The sequence below is a fragment of the Niabella yanshanensis genome (assembly GCF_034424215.1).
Classification (GTDB): Bacteria; Bacteroidota; Bacteroidia; order Chitinophagales; family Chitinophagaceae; genus Niabella; species Niabella yanshanensis.
This window is the reverse complement of record NZ_CP139960.1, coordinates 3,638,318-3,656,931: the sequence shown is the minus strand read 5'-3', so window position 1 is coordinate 3,656,931 and position 18,614 is coordinate 3,638,318. Positions and strand designations below refer to the sequence as shown.

Below are 18,614 nucleotides of genomic sequence, written 5' to 3'. Positions count from 1 at the left end.
AAAGTCGGTAAATGGTAGATTTTACCCGGCAAGCAACAGTACACCTTAAAATATTCCCGATTGCGTAAACGGCATAGCAATGCACGAAAATACCTTCGCGCAAAATTTAAAAATGAGAAAAGTAGCGCTATTATGCCTGCTGGCAGTTCTGACATTGAAAGTGTTCAGTCAAAACAAAGAAAGCTTCGGAAGCATTAAAGGTATGATCCTTTCGAGCGACGACCAGCCAGCCAGCGGTGCAACAATATTGTTGACCGGTGTGGGCACCCGCACAGTTGATGCTTCAGGCAGTTTTGAGTACAGGAGTGTTCCTCCAGGCGATTATATACTGGAGATCAGTTTTATAGGTCAGGAAACGCTAAAAAAAACGGTTTCTGTAAAAGCCGGAGAAGCAACACCGGTATCCGTTAAACTGGGCATTTCATCCCTGTTGCTTAGTGAGGTTCTTATTGTAGGTAATAAGTATTCCATTACTGCAAAAAAACAAAGTAGCTCGGTAGCACGTATGTCACTTAAGAATTTAGAGAATCCCCAGGTATATAATGTAATAGACAAGGAGCTGATTAAAGAACAGATGGCCATTCACCTTGATGAGGCCTTCCGGAATGTACCCGGCGCCGCACCTGCTAAAACCGGTGCAGGCATACCGGCTTTTTTCTCCCGCGGCTTTACAACCAGCGACAATATGCGCAACGGCATGGCTACTTATTTCCGTTCTTCCATCGATCTTAGCACTGTTGAAAAAGTTGAAACTATAAAAGGCCCCGCCTCCACACTCTTTGGCGGTGTAATGACTTCTTTTGGCGGCCTGGTAAATTATATTACCAAAAAGCCTTATGACCATTTTGGAGGCGAAGTATCTTATACTCATGGCAGCTTTGATTTAAACAGGCTGACAGCCGATTTTAACGCGCCGTTAAGTAAAGATCAGAAAGCCCTGTTCCGTATTAATATGGCCGCTCAAAAGGAAAATTCATTTCAGGATCAGGGACAGGCTTCTACATTTGTGATAGCGCCCAGCTTTTCCCTCCGGGCTAATGATCGTTTGACTCTTCGGCTGGATGCTGACATCCATCAAACCAGGGGAACCGCCAGTACAGCATGGCAGACGGGAACCGCGATCAATGTATCTTCCTATGATCAACTACAGTTGAATTATAAACGGTCATTGATCGACAATTCGTTTGCGGGCCATCAGACTTCTGCCAATGTTTTTGCGCAGGCCGAGTATAAGATATCTGACCAATGGACCGCAACCACCAATTACACCTGGGCTACCGGCGAGTATAACAATTTTTACATGTTTACCAATACTTTCCTCACTGATACTACTGTGGCCCGGTCTGTCGGGGCGTTTGCACCAGACAAACTCGGCCGCAACCAGGTTCAACAAAATTTTACCGGTGATTTCACTATCGGCGGTATGCGTAACAGATTGCTTGTAGGGCTGGACTTTATGGATCAGTACAGGAATCTGAAGTACAGTACTGTAAACCTGGATACTGTGAATACCCTGGGCACCGCCAAAGACGTAAGATTGGAACAATTAGAAATAAGAATGGGGAGTATGTCATCTCCGCTTAGCCTTAGCAGGCAGCGAGTATATGGCGCCTACATTTCTGATGTATTGAATATTACAGATTACCTGCTCGTGATGGCCAGCTTAAGGGTGGATAGATTTATTAATAAGGGTACGCTCAACAATCTTACACAAAAAACTACGGGCAATTATAATCAAACAGCCTTATCGCCAAAGTTAGGTGTCGTTTTTCAACCTATAAAAGACAAGGTAGCTTTGTTTGGTAACTATATGAACGGATTCAGAAATGTAGCTAATGCCACCCAACCCGATGGTAGTGTGTCCTCTTTTGATCCGCAGCAGGCCAATCAATGGGAGGCTGGTGTAAAGCTGGATATACTTCGCAATAAACTCAGCAGTTCAGTAAGTTATTATAACATTTTAGTGAGTAAAACACTGCGTCCCGAAATCATCAATAATCAAACATTTACTGTTCAGGATGGTACCCAGCGCAGTAAGGGTATTGAAGCCGAAGTAACCGGCAACCCATTTCCCGGCTTTAATTTTGTGTCGGGCTATAGCTATAACGATAATAAATACATTAAATCGGCGGCCAATCTGGTAGGGAAGCGTGCCGTAGGCGCTCCCAGGGAAACGGCTAACCTCTGGCTAAGTTATAGTTTATTAAAGGGAGATTTGAAAGGTATGGGAATAGGTGCCGGCTTCCTTTATGTTTCGGAAACATATCTCAACAATATCAACACTTTTACCCTGCCGGCCTATACTATATTGGATGCTACTGTTTTTTATAACGCGGGGCAATACCGCATTAGCTTAAAAGCGAACAACCTTACCGGCACCAATTACTGGGTAAGTGACGGGTTTTATGCACGGCCTCAAAAACCAGGCAACTTCCTGGCGGGTATTGCCTGGAAGTTTTAATTGGATTACAGGTTAACTCATAAAAAGCAGGATTGCAATTATGCATCCTGCTTTTACAATAATATCCCGTACTGTCAATCATCTATAGCATTACGGCCTAATTCAATCCTTCGGGTAATACCAATTTCTTCCAGAAAATAGGCATCGTGCGATACCACCAGCAGCGTTCCATTATACTGGTTCACGGCATGCGTCAGTATCTCAATATTCTGAATATCCAGGTTATTGGTAGGTTCGTCGAGTACAATAAGGTCAGGCGATTGATCTGAAATAGTTAAACAACAAAGCAGCAAACGCATTCTTTCACCACCACTCAGGGCAGTACAGGATTTATTCCAATCATCTTTGCCAAACAAAAACCAGTTCAGCCTTATTTTGATCTCATGTTCCTGCAGCGCTCCTGTATTAAATTGTTGGGCCTGCTCATATACTTTCAAGCTGTTATCAATTAAGGAATACTCCTGGTCAATGTATACTGCATGACGGATAGCGCTGTACACTTCCTGATCCGGCTTCAGATCACCAAGAATAATCCTGATCAGTGTTGTTTTGCCCGAGCCGTTCGGTCCGTTTAAAGCCACCCGCTCGCCACTTAACAGGCTAAGGTTGAGATGCTGATTCAACACAGCTCCTCTGCCATAACTGAAATTGGGACCTTCTGCCTTGAACAATAGCTTGCCTTTATGAAGGTCGGAATCATCAAAGCCCAGTTTCATTTGATCCATATCCGGCATTGCAGACCGCAATTGCTGCAGCTCCTGCGAGATACCGTTGATCTTGTCGGTATGCGCCGCTTTTAATTTGGAAGTGCTGCTCTCCGCCTGGTTGCGCAGGGTATTCATCATGATACGGGCTACTCCCGCTTTTTCCTGCTTGCCTTTACCACGGGCATCCAGCTTTTGCTGCCGTTCTATAGTCTCCCGTTCTTTTTCTTTAGCTTTTCGTAAGGCTTTCTCCCTGCTCTGCAAATGGTCCTGCAACGCCTGATCTGCTATTTGTTTCTGCCTCTTATAGAAATCATAATTGCCGCCATAAGTGGTGATGCCGCCGGCATTTAATTCCAGCATGATGTTTAACAGGTTCAACAGCTTCCTGTCATGGCTTACTATGATTAGGGTTTTGGAGGTCTGGCAGATAAAATCATATAGTTGGTCTCTACCTGCAATATCCAAATGGTTGCCTGGTTCATCCATCAATACCAATTCGGGTTGATGAATGTGGATGCCAGCCAGGAACACTTTCATTTTCTGGCCACCACTTAAGGTATCCATACCCTGGTTCATATTGAAATCACTCAGCCCCCATTGCGCCAATGCTTCGGCACAACGTTCTTCTATTGTCCAGTCGTCATTCAGAGCATCCATATTAGCTTCCGACACATCACCCGCTAATATAGAATGCAAAGCCTGTAAGCGATCTTGAACCCCAAGCGCCTGTGCAATGGTTAAATGATTGTATTGACCGAAGACCTGCGGTATATAGTAAGGTACCGAATCCGATTTGATTGCACCCGCAGCCGGCGTTAATTGTCCGGCAATTATTTTAAGCAGGGTAGATTTGCCAGACCCATTGTTCCCGATCAATGCCACTTTCTGGCCATTTTGTATTGAAAAGCCAAGCTGGTCAAAAAGCAGTTCTTTATCAGGATGTAAATAGGAAATGTGGTGAAGTGTAAGCATACTTCTTTCTTTTAAAAATTAAAAATGGATCAGCGTGATTAACGCTAGAACCCTGTCTCAATCAAAAAAGAAATTGGTATTACATGCTACAGCTATAATTTGCAGAATGCAAAGGTACGATTTTTTAAGTATTATTTAAACGCGTCCATGTATGTAAAGGAATTAAAGACGATATTAGCGTCTATAAATAGCAGGCCACCCATACAGGATCGGAGCATCCGTAGCCTTCAAAAAATTACAAATGAAAGTATTTATCACCAAACAAATACCTGAGACCGGCATCCAATTAATAAGAGACGCAGGGCACGAAGTAACCATACATGATGAGAGCCGGCCCCTGCCCCAGGAAGAGCTGATAGCGCAATGCCTGCAACATGACGCTTTGATCAGCGCCGGCTTTAATAAGATTGATGCGCATTTTCTTGAAACCTGTAAACACCTGAAAGTTGTTTCCTTATTTTCGGTCGGGTATGACAGTGTAGATATTGACGCAGCTACCCGTTTAAAAATACCGGTTGGTAATACACCAGATGTATTGAGCAGGGCAACTGCCGATATCGCTTTTCTTTTAATGCTGGCTGTGAGCCGCAAAGCATTCTTTAATTATAAAAAAGTACTGGATGGCAAATGGCAGGAATTTGAGCCCATAGCCCATCTGGGCCAGGAACTTTATGGCAAAACACTGGGCGTGTTCGGACTGGGTAATATTGGCTATGAAATGGCTATAAAATGTAAAGCTGCATTCGGTATGAAGATCATCTACCATAACCGCAAACCCAATGTTAAAGCAGAGCAGAAACTGGAAGCTACTTATGTAAGCTTTAAAGAATTATTAGCACAAAGCGATGTATTAACACTACATGCAAATTTATCGGATGCAACCAAGGGTATTTTTGATAAAGAGGCTTTCGCCCAAATGAAGTCCAACGCGATATTCGTTAATACAGGTCGTGGCGGCTTACATAACGAAACGGACCTGAAAGAAGCCTTAGACAACGGTACTATCTGGGGAGCGGGACTGGATGTTACCAATCCAGAGCCGATGGATAAGGATAATCCGCTGCTGACCATGCCCAATGTTTGCATATTACCTCATATCGGATCAGCCACACAGGAAGCCCGTAATGGTATGGCAGTTATGGCTGCTAAGAATGCGATTGCCGGATTAAAGGGTGAACCCTTACCTACCATAGTAAACCCCGATGTTTATGATCAATAATGTATTTTTACGGCTATGAGTACAGAACTGACAGAACCAAAACCCTTGCCGGTTTTAGATAGTGAAGAGCTTCGGGTGCTGGGCGCATTAATGGAAAAATCCAAAACAACGCCTGAGTATTATCCTATGACCTTAAACGGGCTTACAGCCGCCTGTAACCAAAAAACCTCGCGAAACCCGGTAGTAAATTACGATGAGCAGATAGTGACCCTGGTACTGGATCGCCTGAAACGGAAAGGACTGGCGGCTACAGTAACCGGTGGTGGCAGCCGTGTGATTAAATACCGTCATACCATTGCCTTGAATTACGAGTTTACGCCGGATGAGCTGGCCGTATTGTGTTTATTATTTCTAAGGGGACCGCTTACACCGGGAGAGATCAACAGCAACTCCGGCAGGTTATATGAATTTGACGACCTGGCCGAAGTGCAGGCGGTTATCGAAAAATTATCATCAGGCGACCAGCCCTACATGAAACAACTGGAGCGGCAGCCGGGCCAGAAAGAAGCACGTTATATGCATTTGTTCGGTGACACCAATATCCTGGACAGTTATACTACAGAAACTACTCCGGCGGCGGCTTCTCCAACTCAAACGAATCTCGAAGAACGCCTGAGCATAGTGGAACAGGAACTGGCTACTTTAAAAGCTGACTTCGGTAAGCTGATGAAGGAGTTGACGGGTTGAGTGAAGTTGACTGGCTATATATTGAACCTTAACTTTCGCAACCATGAACTTTAAGCTTTATTAACCTCTTCTTCTTTCCAATAAGATCATCATCATCAAGCCCAGGGCCACGCGTTCTTCCTGAGCGGGGTTCATAGGCATGAGCTGATCTACTGTGAAGCGGCGGCCCCAGAAAGATTTTTGTTTTTTGATCTGCGCTACCTTAGTGCCATGGTTATCATAAACCGAATAACTTGGGTTAAAGAGGTAGCCGGAGAACATTCCCAAAAGAGGGATCTCGCTTAAAAAACCATCAGCCACTTTTACCCAGCCATTATCTTCTGATACATGAAATTCTTTCTGATCCTGGCCATCAAAGATTTCATAAGTGGCCTTCCACATGCTGCGCCAGCCTTTACGGCCAATACGGCCCAACGGTTGCCCATCATCCGTAGTCATCTTATAGCTGGTGCTCCAGTCGATCCATTGATTGGCTTTGATATTAAAAAGCCGCTGTGACTTGGTATCGTCAGCATACACGTCCACATTATCTTTCAGCTTAAAGATCTTTTCCCGCACATATGCTATCGTATTGCCATGCGCATCTACTGCCTGGAAATCGTTGGCAATGGTCGTAACCTTAAAAGTAAATTGTAAGGGATAGGCCAGGTTTCTCATTTCAAAAGGTTTTAATTTATCACGAATATAGAGCCCGCTGGCAAAGGCACCAAATTAGTCCCCAATAAATAATACCACGGCAAGCCAACGGTTGGTGATCAATATCCTGCATACAGGTGATGGTAATCAGAAGATCCAAACAGGAATGCTATTACTTTTAAACTACCAGGCCGGAATATTTGTTTTCAATCAGAACATGAAGCTAACGGTATGAAGGATCAATTTTAACACGAATTAAATTCAGCGTATATGAAAAAAATAATTGTGGCAACAGATTACTCTCCCGAAGCAGAGAATGCGTTGCAATATGCAGCCGGGGTTGCGGCAACAATGGGGTGCGAACTCGTTCTTTTTTCCCTGCAAAATGTGTCTATACATGTATTGAATGCCAGGCTCCCGGCCAACAGTTTAAATGCACATATAACCGCCCAAAAAGAATACCTGGAAGAAAAAGCGAAAGCGGTACATCAAAAATTCGGAATTAATGCTTTGCCCTATTTTGCTACCGGCGTTTTTTTCGATGAACTAAAGCAGTGTATTGCTCATACAGGCGCTGATCTGGTGGTCATGGGAATGGCTCCCTATTCGATTGAACAGGATGTAATGGGCAATACGACAACCGCGGCCCTGCGCCAGATCCGGGTGCCGGTTCTTGCAGTTCCGGCCGGCGCTTCTTACAACGGAATCAGGCATATTATTTTTGCCTGTGACCTGTTAAGAGGCGTACACAAGCAAGTATTAAAAAAAGTACACGATATTGCCGGGAAAATCGGCGCCAAAGTTGAAGTTTTCAATGTCGGGAATGTTGTTAAAACGTCCGGGAATCACCACCGAAAGGATATTGACGAATCAATGGCGGGCATCCCTTATTATTATCACGATGTTGCTTCAGATGATGTAATAAGTGCTATAAAAGAAGAAATAATAGCGCAAAAGGCCGACCTGCTGATTATGGTCCCCTATCGATATGGGTTCTGGAACTCCCTGGTGCATAAGAGCAAAACACGAATAATGGCATCAGGGAACAGCATCCCACTATTAACATTGCATCTCTGAACAGGCTTTTATATATAAAACGCAGCAGTTTATTGCCAGGCTGGTCGCCTGGGCAGCCAGGGCATCACCGGCACTTTAGCCGGAACCCGGTAATAATTATTCCTGAGTGAATCGTTCCAACCCAACGGATTACTTTTAAAGATCTTGCTGCTGTAAAAAACACTGCCTTCAATGCCTTTTGTGTAACGGGCAATTTTGATCTGGTCAGGTAACTGGTTAGGGTTTCTCCAGGCCGCTGTAGTATTCGCCTCGGTGGCCCTGTAAATACCATGACCTATATACACGTGCCGGCCAAAGCTATGCGCTGCCCACCAATTCACCATTTTTTCATACGGGATCAGGCGGTCATTGATCTCCCGGTACAATTGCGGCGTTACATAATCGATCCAGCCTTTACGCATCCACAACAGGATATCGGCATATAAGTGATCATAGTTCGTTAAACCGCCTTTGCTATCGCTTCCCTGTGTATCATCCGATAAATTGCGCCAGACGCTAAAAGGACTGATACCAAATTTTACATAGGGCTTGGTAGCTTTTATAGCAATATTGATGTTTTTAATAATAGAATCTACATTACTTCTGCGCCAGTCGTTTTTACTCAGGCTGGTACCCGAGCGCTGGTAGGCATAATCATCGGGGAAAGGTTTACCTCCAACGGGGTAAGGGTAAAAATAATCGTCCATGTGGATGGCATCTACATCATAACGTCTTACAATATCCTTAATTACATCTATTACAAAATTCTGTACCTGTACATTGGCCGGATTAAAATATTTGGTAGTACCATAAGTAAGGAACCAATCGGGATGCTTGCGCATGATATGATCCGGCGCGATAGATGATCTTCCTACTGTAAATTCTGCGCGGTAAGGATTGAGCCAGGCATGAAATTCCATACCTCTTTTATGCGCTTCCTGTATCATAAAGGCCATAGGATCATAAAAAGGAACCGGTGCTTTTCCCTGGGTACCGGTTAGCCACTGGCTCCAGGGCTCGTAAGGAGAGGGGTAAAAAGCATCGCCTGCAGGTCGCACCTGTACGATCACGGCATTCATGCCATTACGCTGATGCATATCCAGCTGCCGTATAAAATCTGCTTTCTGAGCTTCCACACTGGTCTTTTGCGGCGGCCAGTCTATATTCATAACAGTAGCGATCCATACACCACGAAACTCATATTGCTGTGTCCATGCAGACTCAACTATAGCAACACATAAAACAACCAATAACAGGGCTTTCAACTTTTGCATAGTCGCAAAAATAGCCAAGTTGCACTAATGGCCGGGCTTTGAATGCATTTTATCTAACAGGTTACTCACGAGTGCCGCTTCCTCCTCGGTCAGATTAGATAAATAAGAGGCCAGTTTATCATCGGTATCGTCCAGTTGGGTTAGCAGTTCCAGTCCTTTTTCGGTAATACGTACTTCTACGAGGCGGCTGTCTGTTTTACTGATTTTTTTGGTAACCAGCTTCTTAAGGATCAAACGATCTACGATCCGGCTGGTGTCGCTCATTTTATCGATCATCCTTTCCCGTATCTGCAAAGTAGAAAGCGGGTTGGGCTGGCTGCCACGCAGTATCCTTAATATATTATATTGCTGCATGGTGAGATCATGCTCGCTAAAGCGCTTTTTTAAAAAGTTCTCCAGCCAGCGGCTACTATGAATAATGTTGAACGCCAGCTTCTGGTAGGAACTTACAAATTTGCTCTGTTTAATTTCTTCCTCAATGGTCATAGGATGAGCATTAAATAATTAGAATCGTAGTAAATATATATAACTCCTACTAAATATAATCAATTTTAACGTCTTCATCATCATATTAGGTATATATTACGGCAGGCATTTTGCCGGTAAAAAACAGCATCAAATCACCCTATATGAATTACAGGCCAGTTGGAAAATCAGGATTGAGTGTTTCAGAAACCGGCTTCGGTTGTATGTCTCTGGCAAAAGCTCCGGATGCTGAAGCTACAGCAATTGTACACACCGCTGTGGATGCAGGTATTAATTATTTTGATACGGCGGATTTATATGACAAAGGCGCCAACGAAGAATTGATAGGAAAACTGCTGAAGCCGGTGCGAAGCAAAATTGTGCTGGCCACCAAAGTGGGTAACCGGTGGAAGGATGATGGAAGCGGATGGGATTGGAATCCTACTAAAGATTATATATTGAAAGCAGTGGATGAAAGTCTTCGGCGCCTGCAGACGGATTATATCGATCTGTATCAGCTGCATGGGGGCACTATGGATGATCCGATCGACGAAACCATTGAAGCTTTTGAGCAATTAGTGCAACAGGGAAAAATCCGGCATTACGGCATCAGCAGCATCCGGCCTAATGTGATCAGGGCTTATACAGAAGAATCAAATATTATCTCGGTAATGCTACAGTATAGTCTTTTAGACAGAAGACCGGAAGAAACTGTATTGGATCTCCTGAAGACCAATGGTATGGGTGTTATGGTGAGAGGCGCTTTGGCACAGGGTCTTTTAGCAGGCAAGGCACCGAAAGAGTACCTCGGCCATCCTGTATCTACCGTTCAATCTGCTGCCGGCCAGGTAAAGAAGCAAGCGACAGCATCAGGCACTACACCTTCTGCGTGGGCTACGCAATACGTACTCAACAACCCGGCAGTAAGTAGCGTCGTAACCGGCATCAGCACTATGGAGCAGTTACTGGAAGCCATAGCACCCCGCCCCCAACCGGATGCCGCCTGGTTCGACGAGTTAGAAAGATCTGTTCCCGCCAGCCAATACCGGGAGCACCGGTAGTATACAATAAAGCGCATCAGCCAACGGTTTATTTTTACCGGGAAACGACAAGGGTGGTATGTAAAAATGCCTGTGAAGCAGCTGGATATTATGAAAAATGTTGATTAAAAATTTTTCAAAAATTATTGTTTAAAATAAAATTATCCCTATTTTTGCAACCCCGAAAGGGAAACAGGTATTCCTCCTTAGCTCAGTTGGTTAGAGCATCTGACTGTTAATCAGAGGGTCGCTGGTTCAAGTCCAGCAGGGGGAGCAAAAAAGGTCAACTAAAAGTTGGCCTTTTTTATTGCACTTTCACTATCCTGATTTATCAAAACAAAAAGACCGGCCTCCCGGCTGATCTTTTCACAAACTTCTATTAAATCGCCAAAGCATTAGGCATCAGGTATCTCAGGCTCTACCAGTTTCGCCAGCTTTTCGAGCGACTCCTGCCAGCCGAGGTAGCACATAGCGGCGGGAATTACTTCCGGAATATTTTCCTGGGTGATCCTGATATCGGTTCCGGCAACGGTTTTTGTCAACCATACCGAAGTAACCATTTCGCCCGGCAGGTTGGGATCGTCAAACTGATCGGTATATTGTAAAAATTCGTTGGGTTTTATCTCCAGGTATTTTCCGCCAAAAGAGTGGCCGTTGCCTGTTGTAAAATTGGTAAATGACATGCGAAAGGATCCGCCGGTTTCAGGATTCATTTCATGAACGGTGCAAAGAAACCCGTAGGGAGGCAGCCAGCTGGCGATAGCCAGGCTATTGGTAAAGGCACGGAATACCTTTTCGGGCGAGGCTTTCAAAACCCTGTGTAGTGTTACGTTGTTGTCAGACATAATATTAGTTTTATCCTACTCGTATGGCTTTTCGGTTGCGCCCGTTTGTGTGGTTGCTGCTCCACTTGTTGACAACACAAAGATGGTATGTAAAAAGAATATTCAGGGAGTGTATCTGCGACAATTAAGGGGTGATATCCGATTAGACGAAAGAAGTTAACTGCAAAGAAAAAAGGACGCAAAGAATAGGCGGAGATGTCGCTCAATTCTGATGAAGTAAAATTTAATCTGTAATCGACAATACTCTGCGTTATCTCTATTTCTCCGGCTCTCTGCGGTTAAATAATTAACAGAATTGCAAAATCCCATACCTTGTGAGCACATCACCCCCATTATGATCCATAAAATCATTATCTTCCTAATTACAGTTCTATTGATAACAGCCTGTGACAATCCACCTGCCATAAACGCAACAAATAATATGACGACTAACGATACCCTTACGATGAAATCGGGTCATGCCAATGTAAACGGCATTAATATGTATTATGAAATATATGGCGAGGGCAGGCCATTGGTATTAATTCATGGTGGGGGCTCAACCATTCAAACCAGCTTTGGCAGGATCATTCCTTTGCTGGCATTTAACCAGCAGGTTATTGCGGTGGAACTACAGGCGCACGGGCGCACCAGCGATCGCAACAGTGAGCTGTCTTTTGAGCAGGATGCCGATGATGTGGCTGCGTTGTGCAAAAATTTAGGTATCACCAAAGCCGATATTTTCGGTTTCAGCAATGGCGCCAATACCGCCTTACAAATAGCAGTCAGGCATCCACAGCTTTGTAATAAAATCATTGCAGGCTCTCCTTTGCTCAAGAAAAACGGAACCTTTCCGCAGTTTTGGGAATTTATGAAACAAGGCACGTTTGATCAAATGCCCCAGGCATATAAAGATGCGTTTTTAGCCGTTACACCCGATAGTGCCAAACTGATGACGATGTACCGGAAATGCGCGAACCGTATGATCTATTTTAAAGAATTCAGCGATGTTGAAATACAATCTATACAGGCTCCGGTTTTACTGGTAAATGGCGACCAGGATGTAGCCACATCAGAACACGTAGTAGCCATTTCGAAAATGATACCTGGTAGCCGGCTGGCCATTATACCCGGCGGACATGGCGCTTATATGGGAGAAATTACCACTTTGAAACCCGATTACAAAAGCAACGATTTTATAGTGCCGCTGGTGGAGCGGTTTTTGGAGGATTAGGGCCATCTGTAAAGGAAGATGATATCGCTTTGACCCGTAGTCAATATGCAGCCACTACACGCTTAGGATGTCCTCTTATAGAATGTCTTCGTAAAAAATCTTTTAATATTATATGCTGCGCAGCATTTATGCGAACCAGAAGCCTGTAATGAATATTTTTAAATCAACCCACCTGCGCTTTAAAAAAGAATTATAATACCAACCATTTTCTATAAAAACCTGCAAGCCCCCAGCTGCGGGCGAAATATTAATAATGATGAACTGGCCCAGCTATACAGAGCCGCATCGCGGCGATATATGAAGATATAAATTTCCGCCCTGGCAATACAGGATAAGGCCATTTTCGGTTACTTTGATGGTATCAAATGACACTATCACAAATATCAGACATGAAAAAATGTTTCCTGCCGCTACTCATCTTATTCACACAGGCAGCACAGGCACAAATACAAACCTATTCAGGGAAAAAAATCAGTGCCGTTGCTTTCACTCAACAAATAATTGCAGCCATGGACTCCCTGAAAGTACCGGGCATGTCGGTAGCAGTGATTAATAAAGGCAAGATCGTTTTTACAAAAGGATTGGGATGGGCAGACATTGAACAGAAGAAACCTGTAACTCCAGCCACTTTCTTCGAAGCCGCTTCCTTATCCAAACCGGCGTTTGCTTTTTTTGTATTAACTCTGGCTCATAAAGGCGTCATCGACCTGGATAAGCCTTTATTCGAATACCTGCCGGCAACCCATATTGCCGACGAACGATATAAAAAGATCACTGCCCGCATGGTGTTGGCCCACACTACAGGCCTGCCCAACTGGAGCGAAGGTGCGCCTATGCAATTGGAAGCAGAGCCGGGAGCCCGATTTTCATACTCGGGAGAAGCCTATGTGTACCTGGCCAAAGTGATTGCTCATTTAAAAGGCCTGACTTTAGAAACACTGGACGCCTTGTATCAGAAAGAAGTGGCGCGGCAGGCAGGGTTGAAGGATTTTCATTTCGTGATGACACCTGCTATCAAAAACAAGCTGGCTACTCCTTACCAGGACAATAAAAAAATGTCTGATGACCGCAATCGCCACCTGTTTGACCCGGCCGGAGGCTTATATGCCAATGCCGGCGAATACGCAAAGTTTTTATGCCACCTGATGAAGCAACAGCCTGTTTTAAACGAAATGATGAAACCGGTAATTGAATTGGAAAAAGATCATATCATTCGCAAGCTTTTTGGCGTTGATGCATGGTCTATGGGACTGGCTGTTATTCCGGTTAACAACACCATAAACTACTGGCATGGCGGCAACAACCTGGGCTATACCGCCTCTTTCATGATCAATCCGGAGAAAAAATTTGGCTATGTATTCTTTACCAATGCAGATCAATGCAACGGCATGAAGCAGGTTTTGGAAAATATCTTATGGAAGTAATCCAACGGATCATCGAAAAAAGCATCACTAAACTCATAATATTTAAAACTTACTTATTTTGCCGCCTGATTCCGCTAAACATGGAAGAGCAAGTAAAAACGGGGTAATCGCAAAAAAAAGGTATGGATTACCATTCTGGTTGTATTGGTAATTATTGCCGCCGGGATTAAAGATGGATTTACTCAGGCACTCGCTAACGATGTGGGGTATGCTACTGATGCAACTGCAGATGAACATGGTCTGGCTACTATGGGAGATTATGAGCACTGGAAGAATGCAACATTCCGTGTGAGTGAATACGACAATATTCCTGCAAACTATAAACGAGCTATTGTAAAAATATTTATGGACAATAAATATTATGATAACGACGAACCATACCATCTTACTTCTATTAAAGACCGTGCGCCGAAGATCTATGCCTTTGGCAATTTTACCGGCACCAGCCAGGAGGGCAAGCCAGATATGGCCTTCCTGCTGGAGAAGCAGGATTTCCAGAGCAGCGCCCTCTTTATTATTTCAAGCCTGGGAGATATTTTATACTGGAAAGAGTATAGTTCAGACCTGCCTATTGTCAACGCATTCAAAAAAGGCAGCAAAATATTTATAGATACACCCAACCTGGAGCCATCGCCACTGGACGGCATCATTATACAATTTAAGTACAGTAGGAACGCCCTGGTATACAACAGCCAGCTAAAAACATTTGAACCTTATCATCAGTACACTAAAGAAGAATTAGGGGGAGACCCTGAAGAAGGCGATGAGCCGGATGTAGAACCTGAAGCAGCGACTAAGCAGCAGCCCGATTCCTCGAAAACGGGCGGGTAGCCTTTTTAAAGAGGAAGCACGGATAAGCTTTCCAAACCAAACATCAGCTCAGATTCATGCAATAACGTTACCAGTAACAATTTGATCTGGTGAGGCAGGTAGCCGAAGTATTTTTTGAAGGCAGTCGTAAAATGTGAAGCATGTTTGTAGCCGGACAATTTCGCTACTTCAGCAATCTTCATATCTTCATTGATCAGCAGCTCTTTCGAACGGTTCATGCGCTGGGTATGCACATACCCAAAAACGGTGGTGCCAAATACCTGCTTAAAATGTTTTTTCAGGTAGCATTCATTGGTACCTACCTGCTGCGCCAGGTCGAGTAAGGTACAGGATCGGCTGATATCGGCATCAATAATATCTTTTACATCATACATTTTCTCCAGGTTGCTGTCGCTGGTATAAATTTCAGGCATTGTTTTATAGAGCGCTTCATATTCCTGGAACTGCAGCATCAACAACTCAATAAACTTGGATTTCAGGTAAAGGGTTTTGTAGTAGCTCTTATGTTCAAACAAAAACATATCGTACAACAAAGACTTCATGCGGGAAGTAACTTCAATACTTCTTTCGTTGAGCAGTACGGGGTTATTTTCATTGAGGCTACTGAAAAACGTTTCGTGCATCGGGTTGTCTGACGACAGGAACCGTTTAAAATAATCTACCTCGATATTGATGATATACAGTTCCGAGTCGGCCTCCCGGGTCCAGGAGTTATCGACTACCTGTGTATTGATAAAGATCAGGCTGCTTTGGTTGTGTTGTACATCGGCAAAGGTTTTACCCGTAAGCCGGTTATTAAAAACGCCCCGGCTTTTAAAGCAAAATACCAGGCTTACATAAGGTTTATAGCTTTTAAAGGAAAAAGACTGGGTTTGTGCCGAATTGCCCAGTACGCGTATAAAATGAATGTCTTTGGTGAGGAACTCGTAGAAATCGCAATTAACAGCATCGAAAAGGTCGCTGTTATGCGATTCCACTACTTCATGCTCTTCCATCCGGAACAGGTCTGAATAGGGAATAACCGCCTCCTTCAATACTTCATCATTCAGCATAGGTTGTACGCTTGCCATTATTGATCCTGCCTTAAAGTTTTGATCTCATTACAAAAATCCTCTATTTTTCCCCCAAACGCTTACGGAATGCGGAATTTTTTTCAAAATTCCCGATTGCGTTACTGCTTTTCCGTTTCCAGTAAATGAACCATTTCACCTTTGCACCCTGAAAAGTGGCGGTCGATCCTGTAAGAACCAGCAGCCGTTTTTAAACGCCGGCAGGCTCCTCTCCCCTCCACTGAAATAAATAGCATAAGCAGATGGGATATAACAAAACAATTGTGTGGGTAATATGTTGCAGCATGGCAATCTTTTTTTGTCCGAACCTGCTGGCGCAACAAACCGGTGTGGTAAAAGGAACGGTAACCAATGAAAAAGGGCAGCCTGCAGAAAAAGTAACCATTGGTGTAACACAGAATAGCAATTTTACTACCACCGACAACAAAGGTGCTTATCTTTTATCTCTTCCCGCCGGTAAACATACCGTAACTGCTACTATGGTAGGATACGAATCACAGGATGCCGAAATAACTATTGCAGAAGGTAAAACAGTCATTTTAAATATCCGGCTTAAAAAATCGAAGCAGGAAGACCTGGAAACAGTAACAGTAGGAGGTGTTACTAAAAAAAGAGCCTTAGAAACGCAGGGTTTCGCGGTAACAGTGATTGAAACCAAAGAGGCGTCATTGAGAAACCTAACCACTAATGAGCTGCTGGACAGAGCTGTAGGGGTACGTGTCCGGCAAAATGGTGGCGAGGGTTCGCCGATCGAGTACAATTTAAATGGCATGTCGGGAAGTACGATTGGCTTATTTCTCGATGGTATAGAAATATCTACCTATGGCTCTTCCTTCAACCTGAATAATATTCCGCCTGCTATGATTGAGCGGATAGAAGTGTACAAAGGAGTATTACCCGCTCATTTGAGTGGCAATTATATTGGAGGAGCAATTAACGTGGTAATGAAGAAAGATGCCTCAGCAAACAATATTACTGCTGCGGTTTCTTATGGCTCCTTTAATACCTACCGGGCTGATGTGAGCACCTTGTACCGCAATCCCAAAAACGGTTTAACAGGTCGCGCATCGGGATTCTTCAGTCATTCGGATAACAATTACGAAATGTGGGGCAAATTCTCCAAGTATACTTTACCGGGAGGACGTATTATTCGTAATTACCGTACAAGAAGGCCCAATGATGAGTTTGAAACCATTGGCGGACGTTTCGAACTGGGTTTTACGGATGTAAAATGGGCCGACCAGTTCTTTGTAGGCTACAATATTTCAGACTCCTATAAAGAGATCCCGCATGGTATCACTATGACCAAACCTTATTTTGGCCGCTTTAACGAGTACCAGGCGCATGTTTTCAGCTTAAACTATACCAAAAGGAACCTTTTTGTAGACGGGCTTGCATTGACCGTGAATGCTGTACATAGCATGCGAAATACTTATTTGCAGGATACCGTTAGTTTAAGGTATAATTGGGATGGGACTTTACTCGTTAAAAATTCGGAAGGCCCGCCTGAAACCTATGGATACGAACCAGGAAGAGGCCAACAGGGCGAGGCGGTGATAAGCGATATAGATCGAACGATATCCAATGTACGCTCTAACCTGGCTTATACCATCGTTTCAGGTCATCGTGTGTCACTCAATCACAAATTTGAGAACTCCAACCGGAACGATAAAGATTTACTTAACCCGGCAAGAAGCAGGTGGATCACACAGAATGAGCTAACCACTAATATATGGGCGTTGAACTACGAGTCAGAGTTATTGAAAGGAAAACTCAGAACAAATATTTTTGGTAAATACGCTGTTTATGTTACGGATCAAACTATACCGTTGAGAGAAACAGAGGGCGTGCTGATTTATGAAAACAATACAACCAAAAGAGATAACAGGGGTTTTGGCGGTACACTTTCTTATCAGCCTATTATAAACGGTTTTCTAATCGTATCTGCTGAGAAATCCTTTATTATGCCTACTGACCGCCATATTTATGGCGAGCCGGAAAACAACCTGTTGCCTAACCCGGACATCCTGCCCGAAATGGCTATCAACTATAACCTCGGGGCCCGTTATAATATATCTCGATCCACTAAACACAAATGGTCTTTATATGCTAATGCTTTCTGGAGAAACGGGTACGATAAAATTATACAGCAAACCCGCGTAGATCCCGTAATAGAAGGACGCGAAAACCAGATAGAAGATATTCAGGTAACACAGTTTGTCAACTTATCCAAAACTCAATCGGTAGGCTTCGAAGCGGAAGTGAATTACATTTTCAACAACAGGCTCAACACCATGTTGAACTTATCTAAGTTCAACTCGCTGTTTAAGGTAGCGACCGACGAAAGAGGGAATCCTCATTCCCTGTATGACAGACAGGTTCCTAATGAACCATTTTTTACTGTAAACGGTAATCTGCAGTACCGCCTGAACAATATTTTTCAGAAACGCTCTGTACTAAATCTTTATTACAATGTGGGCTATGTAGCGCCTTTTAGTACTATCTGGATAGAATCAGAATGGTTTACCACGCCTGCACAGTTTCCCAATGACCTGGGTGCCAGCTATCGCTTCCCCACCGGAAAGCTGGTGGTGAGCCTGGATTGTAAAAATATTTTCAACGCAGAAGTATATGACAATTTCGGCGTTCAAAAACCAGGAAGAGCTTTCTTCATAAAACTAAATTATACTATCAACAATTTTAATAAATAAGAA

15 protein-coding genes and 1 tRNA gene are annotated in these 18,614 nt (G+C 43.8%); 10 read left to right on the top strand and 6 right to left on the bottom strand.

Annotation, left to right across the window (positions count from 1 at the left end):
• Positions 1-112: 112 nt before the first annotated feature.
• The gene (locus tag U0035_RS15145) at positions 113-2,461 is read left to right on the top strand and encodes a TonB-dependent receptor (RefSeq protein WP_162817938.1); all 2,349 of its coding nucleotides are present in this window, start codon (positions 113-115) and stop codon (positions 2,459-2,461) included.
• A 74-nt stretch (positions 2,462-2,535) separates the two neighbouring features.
• Here the strand turns inward: U0035_RS15145 and U0035_RS15140 are convergent, their stop codons facing one another.
• A complete protein-coding gene (locus U0035_RS15140; RefSeq protein ID WP_114791898.1) occupies positions 2,536-4,140 on the bottom strand; it encodes an ABC-F family ATP-binding cassette domain-containing protein in 1,605 nt (534 codons plus the stop codon).
• A 241-nt stretch (positions 4,141-4,381) separates the two neighbouring features.
• Here U0035_RS15140 and U0035_RS15135 point away from each other — a divergent pair, with 241 nt between their 5' ends.
• Positions 4,382-5,359 (top strand): 2-hydroxyacid dehydrogenase, encoded by a 978-nt coding sequence (locus U0035_RS15135; protein WP_114791899.1) that lies wholly within the window; start codon positions 4,382-4,384, stop codon positions 5,357-5,359.
• Between the two features lie 15 nt (positions 5,360-5,374).
• Entirely contained in the window at positions 5,375-6,046 is a 672-nt protein-coding gene (locus U0035_RS15130) for a YceH family protein (RefSeq protein WP_114791900.1), read from the top strand.
• 60 nt (positions 6,047-6,106) lie between these two features.
• On the opposite strand, the gene U0035_RS15125 is transcribed toward U0035_RS15130, so the two are convergent.
• Positions 6,107-6,703, bottom strand: coding sequence for an LURP-one-related family protein (locus U0035_RS15125; RefSeq protein ID WP_114791901.1), 597 nt, complete (start codon positions 6,701-6,703; stop codon positions 6,107-6,109).
• A 249-nt stretch (positions 6,704-6,952) separates the two neighbouring features.
• Between U0035_RS15125 and U0035_RS15120 the strand changes: the two genes are divergently transcribed.
• Positions 6,953-7,759, top strand: a complete 807-nt coding sequence (locus U0035_RS15120; RefSeq protein ID WP_114791902.1) for a universal stress protein — start codon at positions 6,953-6,955, stop codon at positions 7,757-7,759.
• Positions 7,760-7,788: 29 nt separating this feature from the next.
• On the opposite strand, the gene U0035_RS15115 is transcribed toward U0035_RS15120, so the two are convergent.
• Positions 7,789-9,012: a glycoside hydrolase family 10-like protein gene (locus U0035_RS15115; protein ID WP_114791982.1), complete on the bottom strand. Its 1,224-nt coding sequence runs from the start codon at positions 9,010-9,012 to the stop codon at positions 7,789-7,791.
• A gap of 24 nt (positions 9,013-9,036) precedes the next feature.
• Positions 9,037-9,498: a MarR family winged helix-turn-helix transcriptional regulator gene (locus U0035_RS15110; RefSeq protein WP_114791903.1), complete on the bottom strand. Its 462-nt coding sequence runs from the start codon at positions 9,496-9,498 to the stop codon at positions 9,037-9,039.
• 143 nt (positions 9,499-9,641) lie between these two features.
• Between U0035_RS15110 and U0035_RS15105 the strand changes: the two genes are divergently transcribed.
• Both U0035_RS15105 and U0035_RS15100 read left to right on the top strand, forming a co-directional pair.
• The gene (locus U0035_RS15105) at positions 9,642-10,538 is read left to right on the top strand and encodes an aldo/keto reductase (protein ID WP_114791904.1); all 897 of its coding nucleotides are present in this window, start codon (positions 9,642-9,644) and stop codon (positions 10,536-10,538) included.
• A 179-nt stretch (positions 10,539-10,717) separates the two neighbouring features.
• Positions 10,718-10,791 (top strand) — tRNA-Asn (locus U0035_RS15100).
• A gap of 121 nt (positions 10,792-10,912) precedes the next feature.
• Here the strand turns inward: U0035_RS15100 and U0035_RS15095 are convergent.
• On the bottom strand, positions 10,913-11,362 hold the full coding sequence (locus U0035_RS15095; protein ID WP_114791905.1) for an SRPBCC family protein: 450 nt from the start codon (positions 11,360-11,362) through the stop codon (positions 10,913-10,915).
• A gap of 421 nt (positions 11,363-11,783) precedes the next feature.
• On the opposite strand from U0035_RS15095, the gene U0035_RS15090 reads away from it, so the two are divergent.
• The 3 genes from U0035_RS15090 to U0035_RS15080 all read left to right on the top strand — a co-directional run bounded on the left by U0035_RS15090 (position 11,784) and on the right by U0035_RS15080 (position 14,830).
• Positions 11,784-12,575, top strand: coding sequence for an alpha/beta fold hydrolase (locus U0035_RS15090; RefSeq protein ID WP_114791983.1), 792 nt, complete (start codon positions 11,784-11,786; stop codon positions 12,573-12,575).
• A gap of 389 nt (positions 12,576-12,964) precedes the next feature.
• Complete coding sequence (locus U0035_RS15085; protein WP_162817939.1) at positions 12,965-13,999, top strand: serine hydrolase domain-containing protein; 1,035 nt, start codon at positions 12,965-12,967, stop codon at positions 13,997-13,999.
• Between the two features lie 144 nt (positions 14,000-14,143).
• Positions 14,144-14,830, top strand: a complete 687-nt coding sequence (locus U0035_RS15080) for a hypothetical protein (protein ID WP_114791907.1) — start codon at positions 14,144-14,146, stop codon at positions 14,828-14,830.
• A gap of 5 nt (positions 14,831-14,835) precedes the next feature.
• Here the strand turns inward: U0035_RS15080 and U0035_RS15075 are convergent, their stop codons facing one another.
• Entirely contained in the window at positions 14,836-15,900 is a 1,065-nt protein-coding gene (locus tag U0035_RS15075; protein ID WP_114791908.1) for an AraC family transcriptional regulator, read from the bottom strand.
• Positions 15,901-16,184: 284 nt separating this feature from the next.
• Between U0035_RS15075 and U0035_RS15070 the strand changes: the two genes are divergently transcribed.
• Positions 16,185-18,611: a TonB-dependent receptor gene (locus U0035_RS15070; RefSeq protein WP_114791909.1), complete on the top strand. Its 2,427-nt coding sequence runs from the start codon at positions 16,185-16,187 to the stop codon at positions 18,609-18,611.
• Positions 18,612-18,614: the final 3 nt, after the last annotated feature.

Bases quoted from the DNA above. Each gene is read 5' to 3' on its own strand.
- U0035_RS15095 (WP_114791905.1), bottom strand. From the start codon at position 11,362: ATGTCTGACAACAACGTAACACTACACAGGGTTTTGAAAGCCTCGCCC.
- U0035_RS15140 (WP_114791898.1), bottom strand. From the start codon at position 4,140: ATGCTTACACTTCACCACATTTCCTATTTACATCCTGATAAAGAACTG.
- U0035_RS15085 (WP_162817939.1), top strand. From the start codon at position 12,965: ATGAAAAAATGTTTCCTGCCGCTACTCATCTTATTCACACAGGCAGCA.
- U0035_RS15110 (WP_114791903.1), bottom strand. From the start codon at position 9,498: ATGACCATTGAGGAAGAAATTAAACAGAGCAAATTTGTAAGTTCCTAC.
- U0035_RS15105 (WP_114791904.1), top strand. From the start codon at position 9,642: ATGAATTACAGGCCAGTTGGAAAATCAGGATTGAGTGTTTCAGAAACC.
- U0035_RS15145 (WP_162817938.1), top strand. From the start codon at position 113: ATGAGAAAAGTAGCGCTATTATGCCTGCTGGCAGTTCTGACATTGAAA.
- U0035_RS15115 (WP_114791982.1), bottom strand. From the start codon at position 9,012: ATGCAAAAGTTGAAAGCCCTGTTATTGGTTGTTTTATGTGTTGCTATA.
- U0035_RS15125 (WP_114791901.1), bottom strand. From the start codon at position 6,703: ATGAGAAACCTGGCCTATCCCTTACAATTTACTTTTAAGGTTACGACC.
- U0035_RS15090 (WP_114791983.1), top strand. From the start codon at position 11,784: ATGACGACTAACGATACCCTTACGATGAAATCGGGTCATGCCAATGTA.
- U0035_RS15130 (WP_114791900.1), top strand. From the start codon at position 5,375: ATGAGTACAGAACTGACAGAACCAAAACCCTTGCCGGTTTTAGATAGT.
- U0035_RS15070 (WP_114791909.1), top strand. From the start codon at position 16,185: ATGGCAATCTTTTTTTGTCCGAACCTGCTGGCGCAACAAACCGGTGTG.
- U0035_RS15135 (WP_114791899.1), top strand. From the start codon at position 4,382: ATGAAAGTATTTATCACCAAACAAATACCTGAGACCGGCATCCAATTA.
- U0035_RS15120 (WP_114791902.1), top strand. From the start codon at position 6,953: ATGAAAAAAATAATTGTGGCAACAGATTACTCTCCCGAAGCAGAGAAT.
- U0035_RS15075 (WP_114791908.1), bottom strand. From the start codon at position 15,900: ATGGCAAGCGTACAACCTATGCTGAATGATGAAGTATTGAAGGAGGCG.